This is a genomic window from Companilactobacillus nantensis DSM 16982, from assembly GCF_001435815.1.
GTDB lineage: Bacteria > Bacillota > Bacilli > Lactobacillales > Lactobacillaceae > Companilactobacillus > Companilactobacillus nantensis.
This window is the reverse complement of the sequence record NZ_AZFV01000019.1, coordinates 12,519-24,677: the sequence shown is the minus strand read 5'-3', so window position 1 is coordinate 24,677 and position 12,159 is coordinate 12,519. Positions and strand designations below refer to the sequence as shown.

Sequence of the window (12,159 nt, the reverse complement as noted above, 5' to 3'; positions counted from 1 at the left end):
GTAGATGCTTTTTTGATATATAACTGTTTATCTTAAAATTTTATTGAGTCTGTTGTAAAATCCATACACTAGCCGGAGGACAAAATCGAGGGTCGAGACCGCTCTTTGGCTCGAGCCGGTCCCCACAGCGACTTCTTCGTTTTGTCAGGAGGCGGAATTTTTATTTAATATTTCGTTGTAACAAATGGAAACGAATGAACTTTCCAAGCTCAGTCACAACTAGGACAATAACACCTGCAGCGATTGGGATGAGCCATCCGTACGTGAAGTTAATGTTAGTTGTGTGGAAAATTGATTGCATGAATGGGAGATAAATAATTCCTAATTGTAAGACAATCAAAATACCGATGATGTAGAAAGCCATTTTGTTTTGGAAGAAATATTTTGAAATAACGGGATGGTCATTTCTGAGGTTGAACAAGTAGAAAATTTTACCGAAAATAATGATATTTAATGCCATCGTACTTCCGACTACTTCAGGCATACCTTGGCCAGTTAAGAAGTCGAATGCCCAAATTCCAAGTCCGGAAATTAGTAGCGAAACGTAGACGATTTCAAATGTATCTAATTTTGTCAGTAAACCTTGTTTAACATTTCTAGGACCACGAGCCATGATGCCAGCTTCGGGTGGTTCGAAAATGAATGCAAACTGAATGGTTAAAGCAGAAACCATGTTGATCCAAAGCAGTTGAGCTGGATAAAGTGGCAAATCTTGTCCCAAAAGGATACTGATAACCACGATTAGTCCTTCCGCAAAACTGGTTGGTAATAAGAAACGAATAGTTTTACGAATATTGTCGAAGACGTGACGACCTTCGCGAACAGCTACCACGATATCGGCAAAATCATCATCAGCAAGAACCATGTTAGCCGATTCCTTAGCAACTTCAGTACCTTTAATACCCATGGCAACACCAATATCGGCTTGCTTTAGGGCTGGGGCATCGTTAACACCGTCACCAGTCATAGAAACAACGTGTTCATTAGCTTGTTGGGCACGAACAATTCTTAACTTGTTAGCAGGAGTTGTTCGGGCAAAAACGTTATAATTGTCGATTTTAGCATTTAATTCGTCATCAGACATAGCATCAATTTCGGGACCAGTAACGGCACGAATAACTGAATCTAAGTCTAATTTTTTAGCAATAGCTGAAGCAGTGTCAGGGTGATCACCAGTAATCATTTTGACCTTAATACCAGCCATTCGTAATTCATGGATTGATTTACGTGCTTCTTCACGTGGTGGATCAATAATTCCGACCATACCAGCTAACGTCAAACCGTTGATTTGATCAGCTTCGATTTCTTCAAAGTTGTCGTCAACAAGTTTATAAGCTAAAGCCACGACACGTAAACCTTCAGATGAAAGTTCTTTGATTTTACTATTCCAATAAGCTTCATCAGTTGATTTAACAGAAGCGTTGATAATAGTAGTTGGAGAACCTTTCACCATCAAGACACGTTGGTTATTTAAATTAGCCAAACGGGCTGAGAAACGAAATTCTGAATCGAAAGGTAGAGAATCAATTTCATCAACTTCAGGGTCAGCACCAGTCATTTTACGATAAAGCGTTGTTAAAGCACCATCAGTTGGTTCACCGTTTAATTCCCAACGATTATTTTCAAAATGGAGTTGCGCATCGGTTGTTTGACCAGCAATATCAACTAACCATTTCATACTTGGATCTTTTTGCCAGTCATAAGTTTTGCCAGCAAGTTTCAAACTACCGTCAAAATCAACACCACCATCGGCATCGTAACCAACACCCGTAACTTCAAAATCATGCGTCGGTGTCACAACTTTTTTAACGGTCATTTCATTTTTGGTTAAAGTACCAGTTTTATCAGTATTAACGATATCAACCGCACCAAGGGTTTCAACGGCAGGGAGTGATTTAACAATTACGTTCCGTTTAGTCATTTTACGGGTTCCCATAGCTAAAACAACTGACGTACTAGCTGGTAAACCTTCGGGCATTGAACCAACGACCATGGTAATCACGGCGATTAATAACGTTGGTAAACTATATGTATCAATGAAGTACCCAATAATGAACAAGAGTACCGCAGCGATTAAAATAGCGATTGAAAGACCAAATCCAAGAGAATTCAAGTTTTGCATTAAAGGAGTGGGCTTTTCTTTAACGGATTCAACTGAGTTTTGAATTTGACCAATTTCAGTATCGCCAGCAGTTGCGACGACAATTCCTAAACCAGAACCGTGTGTAACAGCAGTTGAAGCGTAGACCATATTTTTACGTTCGGCCAATGGTAATTTAAAATCAGGAATAGCTTCCTCAATTTTTTCAACGGCATTTGTTTCACCAGTTAAGGTTGATTCTTGAACACTTAAGTTGTCAGCTGAAATCAAACGCAAGTCAGCAGGCACAGCATCACCAGCCTCAAGGTTAACTAAATCACCAACAACTAATTCACGTGCATCTATTTCTAATTTTTCGCCATCACGGAAGACGAAGTTTTTGGAAACTAACATTTCCCGGATTTTTTCCAAAGCATTTCCGGCTTGTTGTTCTTGAACGTAACCGATAATTGCATTGGCAATAATAACTAAACCAATAACGATCGAATCAGAATAACGATGCATCAAGAAAGTCATAATGGCTGCAGCAGCAAGGATGTAGATGATACTGTTGTTAAATTGTTTGATGAATTGGATAAACTTCGATTGTTTCTTAACTTCCAATTCGTTGCGGCCATTGCGGTCCAAACGACGTTTAACTTCGGCGCTAGTCAAACCATCTTCAGTGTTGGTTTGGAAAGTTTTGCCGACATCTGCCTCACTCAGTTGCCATAGTTCTTTTGAGTTTCTCGGGGGTTCTTTGGAATTATCTTTGGAACTGGTATTGCTTTCTTCTAATAACATTTACTTTGTTTACTCCTATTTAATTGTATTTATCTGTTAAATTACGATAGATCTTCTCAATGCAGACCAAGGCGCCCACTTCCTTTCAGGTATTTAAATAATTATATTTGTTTATCCTATGATATGGGGGTGTGTACAGATTGTCAAAGAATATTTACGTAGTGTTGTAAACAGTTGCTTTCAATTTATCCATCATTTATAATAGCAAATGAAAAGAGACTACAAGAGGGCAAGTCTTGTAGCCCCAAACATCAGACGGAAAACGGTTTACTAATGGGTAAGACTAATCTAAGTGATTAGTCTTTTTTAGTGTCTTGGCTTTGATATATATGAAATAAGCTTTAGCCAAGAAATACACACTAATTGCGAACTCTAAGAGCTGCAAAACCACACCTTCGATCTTATCCTTGTTATCAAGTCATACACCTCCATCAAAACGGAATAGGCGAGGGGTGTTGCACCATTTAACATTCTGACTAAAGTCAACAAAGATAATGAGTCTTCGAAAACATGACCCTAATTACAGTTTATAAAAAATTGATTTTTCTTGTGTTAAAAAATGAACGATAATTGAAAAAAATCCCGGTGGCAATCTATAAAAGATTGTTACGGGATTTTTTAATAATTGGTAAATGTTTTCAACTATTATAGATGGATTAACTAAACAATCCACTGAAGAATGAAACAATGCTGTCCCAAATTCTTTGTAGGAAGTTACGATTTTCTTGAGTATTTAAGTTGTTGAAAATATTTTTAGCTTTACTCATGATATCGCTGCTTAGTTTGGAAGCTTGTTCCTTAAAGTTTGAGTTCTTTAAAGCACCTGAATCTCTGATTTGAACCATCAAGTTAATGATTTGTTGTTTTTGATTATCATTGATGATGTTTTGTAAATTGTTCTTCTGTAAGTTGTTATTTACAATTGTTGTGATCTGGTTAACGGTGATATTGTCACCTTTTTGAGCCATATCTGACTTAATACCAGCCACGGCGTTATTTAATTGTTTATCAGAATAGCCATCGGTACCTTTATTGGCATCAGTAATTCCACTCAAGACACTCATTTCTTTTTGAGCGGCATTAACTTGGCTTTGATTCAATGTATCACCAGAATTTGCGTAAGCGGCATAAATACCTGCTAGAGCACCTGAACCATCAATTGGGGTAGCTGAGGTTACATAGATATTAGCATCGCTTATACCGGCAGTAACGGCGGCATTACGATATTGGTCAGCTGTGATAGTAGTGATGTTATTTTTACCATTATAGTCAACGATTTTAACGTTGATACCAGAACCGGATGATGTTTTTTGAATCAAGGCTGATGACCAAACACCAGAGTTACTTGTGAATGAATTACCACTTGGATTCAAGTATTTAACTAATGTATCACCAGTAACAGTGATAGTTTTGTAATTACTATCGTTAATTTGTGATGATAGGGCATTGATTGTCCCTTGACGTTGGTCAGCAGTTAAAGAAGTTCCTAAAGTCATAACTGGTTGATCACTTAGATCATCAGCTTTAACACTTTGTGCTGAAAAGATTCCCAGCGTGATTACAGATAATAAACCTAATAAAATGATATTTAATTTTTTCAAGGTTGTTACCCTCCTTAATGCCAATTAAACCAAAAATGTGTGAAAAATTCGAGAAGTTCGCAAAAAAATTTAAAAAACTTAATTTCCAAAATGGTTTTTTACCTGCCATTGTGCTATTCTGTAGGTTCTAGGATTACGCTTAAGTAATAAATTTAAAAGGATTAGGTGAAACACAATGAAAATTGTCGTTCTTTCAGGTGGAAGAAGTACAGAAAGAAATGTTTCTTTATCTTCCGGAGTTAAAATCACCAACGCACTACGTAGTAAGGGTTATGAAGTCGCATACGTTGATTCATTTTTAGGTAAGGATGTTGATGAAGATAAGATTGATGATCTTTTTACAACTGAACCCGAAAGTGAAAGTAAACTTATCATTGATGATGAAGTTTTAACTGATGAAAAAATCAATGCACTTCGTACCGATGGGACTCGCGGTCTTCTAGGTCGTAACGTTTTAAAGATTTGTCAACACGCCGATATTGTCTACATGGGACTACACGGTGAAGATGGAGAAAATGGTAAGATGCAAGCCGTCTTCGATGTCTTTGATATCAGATATACAGGTAGTGGTTCATTAGCATCAGGTCTTGCTATGGACAAGAAGTATTCTAAAGAAATTTTTGTACAAGATAAGATTCCAACAGCTCAATATACAACTACTAAAACAGCTAAAATCTTGTCTGAAGATATTCCATTTAACTATCCAATGGTAGTTAAACCATCAAATGGTGGTTCAAGTGTTGGTACACATATCGTGGAAAATGCTACAGAGTTAAGAGAATCAGTTGCAGATGCATTGAGATTTGATACTGAAGTCTTGATTGAAGAATATATCAAGGGTCGTGAATTTTCAGTTGCTATCGTTGACGGACTAGTTCTTCCAGCCGTTGAAATCGCCGTTGATACAGGTTGGTATGACTTCCAACACAAGTTCCAGGAAAACAACGTTACACACTTTGTTACACCACCAGAAAACTTGAGTGATGAAACACATGCTGAAATGCAAGCTTTGACAAAGAAGACTTTTGAAGCATTAGGCATGAGCAATTATGGACGAGTTGACTTCCTATTACGTGACGGTCAATTGTACGTTATGGAAGCAAATACATTACCAGGTATGACACCATTGTCATTGATGCCAAGAGAAGCAGAAGCTATTGGTATTTCATATCCTGATTTATGTGAAAGAATCATTAAGAGTAAAGTTAAGTATTACGAAAATCAAAAATAATTTAGTTAAGCTATTGAATCAGCAATGATTTGATGGCTTTTTTTGTTTGGGATTCCGCCACAGGTTGCCAGTGATAATGCCTGCTGTGGGACCGACTGGAGCCAAGGTCTCCAGCCTCGATTTTGAGCTTCGCAAAGCCCGCGAATCTCAAAATACGTCCGTAGTGTAAAGGCTAAAGCCTTAACACTACTATCACTGCTGGCATTATCACTGGCAACCTGTGGCTAGAGTGTTTGGAGTTATGATTGTTTACTGTACTTATATGGCCTTTTATCAATTGTAAGTTGGCTTTGCATTTAATTGTTAGATTTTTTTAAGTATATTTCCCGTAATATCTTTTAAGAACAAATATTTAGTAAATAAGTGTACCTAAGCAGTTAGAATAATAAAAAAATATAAATGAATTAGTCGGAGGGGGAGGAGAATGTTGTTCGGCTGTGAAGGTGGCGTTAGAGCTTTAGCTCTTACACCACGGGGCGACTTTGGAGACTTGCGGTTTGTGCAAGGCTTCAAAGCGAGATTCGAGACCTTGGCTCGAATCGGTCCCCATAGCGGAACAACATTCTCCTCCCCCGGAGACGGCATAAGGTTAAACTTTATCTCGAGACTAATGTATGATGTACATAGAAGTTATTTTAAAATCTTTGATTGCGAGGAGTTTTATTTATGACTAGAAAAATTGGTATTATCGGTATGGGTAACGTTGGTGCTGCCTGTGCTCATTACATTGTAGCAGGTGGATTTGTCGATGATTTAGTATTGATCGACCAAAATGAAAAGAAGGTTAAGGCCGATGCCTTGGACTTTGAAGATGCGATGGCCAATTTGCCATACCATACTAATATTTTTGTAAATGATTATTCTCAATTAGATGATGCTGATATTATTATTTCAGCAGTTGGTCACATCAAGTTGATTGGTGGAGATCACCCTAACCGTTTTGGTGAGCTAAAACCAACTGGTGATTCAGTGACTGATGTTGCTGGTAAGATTAAACAAACGAAGTTTAACGGTATTATGGTTGTTATTAGTAACCCCAACGATGTTATGACATCCATGTATCAACAAATCCTTGGTTTTCCTAAGGAACGTGTTATCGGTACTGGTACCTTGCTAGATTCAGCTAGAATGAAACGTGCGGTTGGTAAAGCTTTCTCTGTCGACCCTCGTTCAGTTTCGGGCTACAACTTAGGTGAACATGGGAATTCTCAATTTACTGCATGGTCAACGGTTAAAGTTATGGATCAACCAATTGAAAAATTGGCAAAAGATTCTGGTCTTGATTTGGAACAAATTAATGAAGATGTTCGGATGGGCGGATTCACTGTTTTTGATGGAAAAGGTTACACTAACTACGGTGTTTCAACAGCTGCTGTTAGATTGTCATTAGCTATCTTGAATGATGCTCATATTGAATTACCCGTTTCTAACTTCCGTGAAGAATATGGTGTTTACTTGTCATATCCAGCAATTGTTGGACGCAATGGTATTTTGAAACAATTACAATTAGACTTACCACAAAGTGAACTAGATAAGTTACAAGCCTCAGCTGATTACATTAAAAAGAATCTTAAATAGTAATAAAAACGACATTTTCCAAGGGAGATGCCGCTTTTTTTCGAAAAAATTAAATTATTAATTATTTTTTAATGATATTAGAGTATAATGGCAACTACAACTTATTTTGAACTGAGAGGGAGATTATATGACAAGAAAAGTAGCAGTTATTGGAACGGGTAATGTCGGAGCCGCATGTGCGCATTATATTGTTAGCAGTGGTTTTGTGGACGATTTAGTGATGATTGATATTAATGAAAAAAAGGTTAAGTCTGATGCGTTGGACTTTGAAGATGCCATGGCTAACTTGCCATTCCATACTAATATTTTCGTTAATGATTACTCTCAGTTAGACGATACTGATGTAATTATTTCAGCAGTTGGTGATATTAAATTGCAGGATCGTGTGGAACCAGATCGTTTTGCGGAGTTAGATTTCACAAGTAAGGCTGTCATTGATGTTGCCACTAAGATTAAAGCAACTAAGTTTGATGGGAAAATTGTTGTTATTAGTAATCCTAATGACGTAATGGTTTCAATTTATCAAAAGATTACCGATTTGCCTAAAGCACATGTTATGGGGACTGGAACACTGTTGGATTCAGCTAGAATGAAGCGAGCTGTGGGTGCTGCTTTGAATGTCGATCCACGTTCCGTTCAAGGTTATAACTTGGGTGAACATGGTAATTCACAATTTACAGCTTGGTCAACAGTTAAAGTTTTGGATAAATCAATTGATGAGTTGGCTAAAAAAGACGGTTTGGATCTCGATAAACTGAATGAAGATATCCGCATGGGTGGATTCACAGTGTTTAGTGGAAAGAAATATACTAATTATGGTATTTCGACAGCTGCCGTTCACTTAACAATGGCAATTTTAAATGATGCCTACATTGAGCTACCAGTTTCCAATTTCCGTGAAGAATATGGAGTTTACTTGTCATATCCAGCAATTGTTGGACGTGATGGTATTGTTCAACAAATTCAATTGGATTTGCCTCAAGAGGAATTAGATAAATTGCAATACTCAGCTGATTATATTAAGAGTAAATTGCCTGAGGAATATAAATAATAAAGGGTCATACCGTCTGGTATGGCTCTTTTTTTGAATGAGCCAGATATTTCAAATTTAGTTTGCAAAAGTTGATGTTTTAATAGCATGTGAAAGCGAATACAATTTGGATTGTAAAGGAGGATAAAAAGATGAGATATGGTAATCTTCTTGAATTATTGAGAACAAGTATACCAAATCCAATTTCTCGACATGATCTGTGCCAAAGATTGAATGTTAGTGATCGAACAATATCATCGGATATTAAAGATTTGAATGCGATTGGAAAATGCAACGGTTACGAAATAAAAACTGTTCGTAAAAAGGGCTATTTATTACAAGTTACTGATCAAGAGAAGTTTACAAAATATTTACATCAAATAACGAACAGCAATGCATCGTTAACTGACATCCGCCAAAGAATACTCAATTTAGAAATCATTTTATTATTAGCTGGAGATTTTATAACGCTAAAAGATTTATCGCAAAAATTTCATGTCAGTGTTTCAACAGTTAAAGATGATTTAAAAAGAGCTAATCAATTTTTCAAGGAAAAAAAGTTACAGATAGTCGGAAAGCCCCACTACGGAATTTATGTTCAGGGTAAAGAAAGTAATAAACGTCAAGCAATCATTGATCTTTTCAGAATGCAACTTTCGGCTCCAGTCATGACTCCAGAATACACAACGTTTACGCAGATGATTAAAGAGGACGAGCTTCGGAAAGTTATTCAAACTAGTTTGGAAAAAAATAATCTTGTCATCAACGATTTGCTTTTAAAAAACGTAATTGAACACGTTCGACTGTTGATTTTTAGATTGTTGAAAAAGAATTATATTAGTATTTCCGATTATGACATCAATTTAAAAGGAGATGTTAAAGCGGAGGCACTTGTCAGGGACATCGTGAATTATATTGAAAATACCTATAACTTAGAAATACCTGATTTTGAAATCACTTATTTAAAAACGCAGATGATTGGTAAATTATCATATGTTGAAGTTGAAGAAGAAGCTCATTTAAAAAAGATGATAGACCAGGCTTTAAAAACTGTTGATGAAACATATCGAACCGAATTTAGAGCTGATAAGGAACTGCAGGATTTTCTTTTGATTCATGTTGCAACGCTGTTTAAAAGATTGTCAACCAATCATCAATTAACAAATCCTCTAATTGATGATGTTTATGTTAAATATGCCAATGTTATTAATGCTTCATTGGACTTTATGAATTACCTCAATAAAGATTTAACTTACAAATTGAGTAAGGATGAATTAGGGTATGTTGCTATCTATTTTGCAGCAAGTTTGGAACGACAGAAGTTAATGGAAATGGAGAATTATCAAGATATTGTCGTTTTAACCCAAGATGGCCGTGGTGCAGGATACTTATTGGAGACAGGAATTTCTAGATTATTTCCTAAGGCAAAAATTAAAACAATATCGATGAATCAAGTTAATAAAGTTGATAAAAAAGATGACCTAGTTATTTCTACCATTTGTATACCAGACGATACATTTGATATACCAATTATTCAAATAGATCCGATTTTATCGAACGACAATCTTAATAAAGTTGAAAAGTCGGTTAGATTATTGAATGAGAATCCTTACCGATTTGTTGATGAAACACAGTCTGTTTTGAGATTGTTTTCTTCAACTAATTTCAATTTATCTTTTGAAACAGATTATCTCGATATATTGAAAAAGCGAGGCTTAAAGCTGGAACAAAATGGCCAGGCAAAGATTGGATATAAAGATAGTGTTTTCGAACGTGAACTAAAAATCAGTACTGTTTATGATGCTGGTATTGCGGGACCGCACCCGATGACCAATGTTGCCAATCAGGAAATAATCGACGTAACGATTTTGAAAGAACCAATTGAATATCAAAATAAAAAGGTACAAATTATTTTCTTAATAAATATCGGACAAGGTCATTTGACACTGCATCAAGAAATCAGTCGCATGATGATTGAATTAATGAAAGATTCAGATTTAAGAAATTCAATCATTCGAGTTAAAAATTATAAGGAATTTATTTATAAAATTACTACGGCAATTAAGAGGAGCTGACATTATGGACGAAACAGAAATGAAAGTTTTCCAAATTATTTCGATATCTGGAGACAGTAGAGCACAGGCATTTGAAGCCCTAAGAATGGCTAGAGAAGGTAACTTTGACGGTGCAGATGCCAAAATGGAAGAAGCTAGAAAAACGAGTGCTCAAGTCCATAACCTGCAAACGGATATGTTGACTGAAGAAGCTAGAGGCAATAAAACTCCAGTGGGATTGCTGATGGTTCACGCTCAAGATCACTTAATGACGAGTTTATTAGCTAGAGACTTAATTGAAGAAATGATTGGAATGTTAAGAGACAAACAAGCTGAATAAATAAAAAGAAGGTAAAACCATAATGGATGTTGATGTTAAAGTACTTGAAAGATTATCCAATGCTGATGGAATTGTTTCCTGTGAAGGAGAAGTTAGAGATATTTTAAGAGACACCTTAGCAATATATTGTGATGAAACCATGTATGACGGGTTAGGTAGTATGATCTGTGTTCAAAAAGGAACTGGTAATGGACCTAAAGTAGTCATTGCAGCACACATGGATGAGGTTGGATTTATGGTAAGAAGTATCACTGATGGTGGTTTGGTCATGCTAATCGTTGTCGGTGGTGTAAAAACTGATACATTAGATTTCCAAAGATTACGTTTAACAACCGGTGACGGCAAAAAACTTAACGGTATGGTGGCCGGTAAGTATGATAAAACTGCTGGTTCACAAATGTACTTTGACATTGGTGCCAAGACAAAACAAGAAGTACTTGATTTAGGAATAAATGTTGGCGATATGCTTTCTTTTGGTACTGAATTTGAGTCTACAAACTTGCCTGATACTTATATGGGTAAGGCAATGGATGACCGTTATGGTTGCTTTGCATTAGTTGAAATCGCTAAAGCAATGCAAAATATTGAACATGAAAATGACATTTATTACGTTGGCACTTATGGCGAAGAAGTTGGGTTAAGAGGAGCTAAAACTTCTGCCCAAATGATTGATCCAGATGTTTATTTCACAATTGATGTTGCAACATATCCTGACCAATTTAGAAATGACAATACTAATAATCGTCAAATTGGTAAGGGCCCAATGCTAACTTTCTTTGACCGGACAATGGCTCCTAATAAAAAACTAGTTACTTTAGTTAGAGATACGGCTGTAAAGAATGATTTGCCATTGCAATATGACATGTTTAATAGTGGTGGGACTGACAGTGGGGAAGCCCATAAAGTTCATGAAGGTAAAGCAACTGTTACTACTTGCTTACCATGCCGCTATGGACATTGTGCCGCTTCAATTGTTGATGTGAATGATGTTGCTCATATTGCTGAACTATATACTAAGATTCTTCCACAAGTTACAAAAACAGTTACAGATGATTTATACAAATTCTAATTACCTAATTATAAGGGGGTAACAAAAATGAGAATCGTATTATGTTGTGCTGGTGGTTTTTCTACAACCATGATGATGGAAAAGATGAAAGATGTAATTCGTGAAAGTAAAAAATTAAATATTGAAGATTTTGAATTAGAAGCAATTTCGGCTGATCTTTTAGCAGATGAAGAAGGGGAAATCGATGCTGTTTTGATTGGACCTCAAATTGCTCATCGTGAAGAATATATTAGCTCGATTTTGACACCTAAAGGTGTTCCTTATGCAATTATGGATAAAGATACTTATGGAAAGATGGACGGCGCTACTGCATTAAAAATGGCACTTATCGCACACAAAAAAGCACAAAAAGCAAAGGAGTAATGAAATATG

9 protein-coding genes are annotated in these 12,159 nt (G+C 36.2%); 7 read left to right on the top strand and 2 right to left on the bottom strand.

Going from position 1 to position 12,159, the window contains the following annotated elements; all coding sequences use genetic code 11:
- Positions 1–160: 160 nt before the first annotated feature.
- The gene (locus FD31_RS09030) at positions 161–2,884 is read right to left on the bottom strand and encodes an HAD-IC family P-type ATPase (protein ID WP_057892452.1); all 2,724 of its coding nucleotides are present in this window, start codon (positions 2,882–2,884) and stop codon (positions 161–163) included.
- Positions 2,885–3,540: 656 nt separating this feature from the next.
- Entirely contained in the window at positions 3,541–4,467 is a 927-nt protein-coding gene (locus FD31_RS09025) for a DUF1002 domain-containing protein (protein ID WP_235805348.1), read from the bottom strand.
- A 193-nt stretch (positions 4,468–4,660) separates the two neighbouring features.
- On the opposite strand from FD31_RS09025, the gene FD31_RS09020 reads away from it, so the two are divergent.
- From FD31_RS09020 to FD31_RS08985, 7 genes are all read left to right on the top strand, one after another.
- On the top strand, positions 4,661–5,716 hold the full coding sequence (locus tag FD31_RS09020; RefSeq protein ID WP_057892450.1) for a D-alanine--D-alanine ligase: 1,056 nt from the start codon (positions 4,661–4,663) through the stop codon (positions 5,714–5,716).
- A 666-nt stretch (positions 5,717–6,382) separates the two neighbouring features.
- On the top strand, positions 6,383–7,294 hold the full coding sequence (locus FD31_RS09010) for an L-lactate dehydrogenase (protein ID WP_057892448.1): 912 nt from the start codon (positions 6,383–6,385) through the stop codon (positions 7,292–7,294).
- A 127-nt stretch (positions 7,295–7,421) separates the two neighbouring features.
- Positions 7,422–8,345, top strand: a complete 924-nt coding sequence (locus FD31_RS09005; RefSeq protein WP_057892447.1) for an L-lactate dehydrogenase — start codon at positions 7,422–7,424, stop codon at positions 8,343–8,345.
- 131 nt (positions 8,346–8,476) lie between these two features.
- Complete coding sequence (locus FD31_RS09000) at positions 8,477–10,399, top strand: BglG family transcription antiterminator (protein WP_057892446.1); 1,923 nt, start codon at positions 8,477–8,479, stop codon at positions 10,397–10,399.
- A gap of 4 nt (positions 10,400–10,403) precedes the next feature.
- Positions 10,404–10,718 (top strand): PTS lactose/cellobiose transporter subunit IIA, encoded by a 315-nt coding sequence (locus tag FD31_RS08995; protein WP_057892445.1) that lies wholly within the window; start codon positions 10,404–10,406, stop codon positions 10,716–10,718.
- A 22-nt stretch (positions 10,719–10,740) separates the two neighbouring features.
- The gene (locus tag FD31_RS08990) at positions 10,741–11,787 is read left to right on the top strand and encodes a M28 family peptidase (protein WP_057892444.1); all 1,047 of its coding nucleotides are present in this window, start codon (positions 10,741–10,743) and stop codon (positions 11,785–11,787) included.
- Positions 11,788–11,814: 27 nt separating this feature from the next.
- On the top strand, positions 11,815–12,150 hold the full coding sequence (locus FD31_RS08985; RefSeq protein ID WP_057892443.1) for a PTS sugar transporter subunit IIB: 336 nt from the start codon (positions 11,815–11,817) through the stop codon (positions 12,148–12,150).
- Positions 12,151–12,159 lie beyond the last annotated feature (9 nt).

Excerpts from the sequence above, each read along its gene's own strand:
- FD31_RS09030 (WP_057892452.1), bottom strand. The coding sequence starts at position 2,884 with ATGTTATTAGAAGAAAGCAATACCAGTTCCAAAGATAATTCCAAAGAA.
- FD31_RS09020 (WP_057892450.1), top strand. The coding sequence starts at position 4,661 with ATGAAAATTGTCGTTCTTTCAGGTGGAAGAAGTACAGAAAGAAATGTT.
- FD31_RS09010 (WP_057892448.1), top strand. The coding sequence starts at position 6,383 with ATGACTAGAAAAATTGGTATTATCGGTATGGGTAACGTTGGTGCTGCC.
- FD31_RS09005 (WP_057892447.1), top strand. The coding sequence starts at position 7,422 with ATGACAAGAAAAGTAGCAGTTATTGGAACGGGTAATGTCGGAGCCGCA.
- FD31_RS09000 (WP_057892446.1), top strand. The coding sequence starts at position 8,477 with ATGAGATATGGTAATCTTCTTGAATTATTGAGAACAAGTATACCAAAT.
- FD31_RS08995 (WP_057892445.1), top strand. The coding sequence starts at position 10,404 with ATGGACGAAACAGAAATGAAAGTTTTCCAAATTATTTCGATATCTGGA.
- FD31_RS08990 (WP_057892444.1), top strand. The coding sequence starts at position 10,741 with ATGGATGTTGATGTTAAAGTACTTGAAAGATTATCCAATGCTGATGGA.
- FD31_RS08985 (WP_057892443.1), top strand. The coding sequence starts at position 11,815 with ATGAGAATCGTATTATGTTGTGCTGGTGGTTTTTCTACAACCATGATG.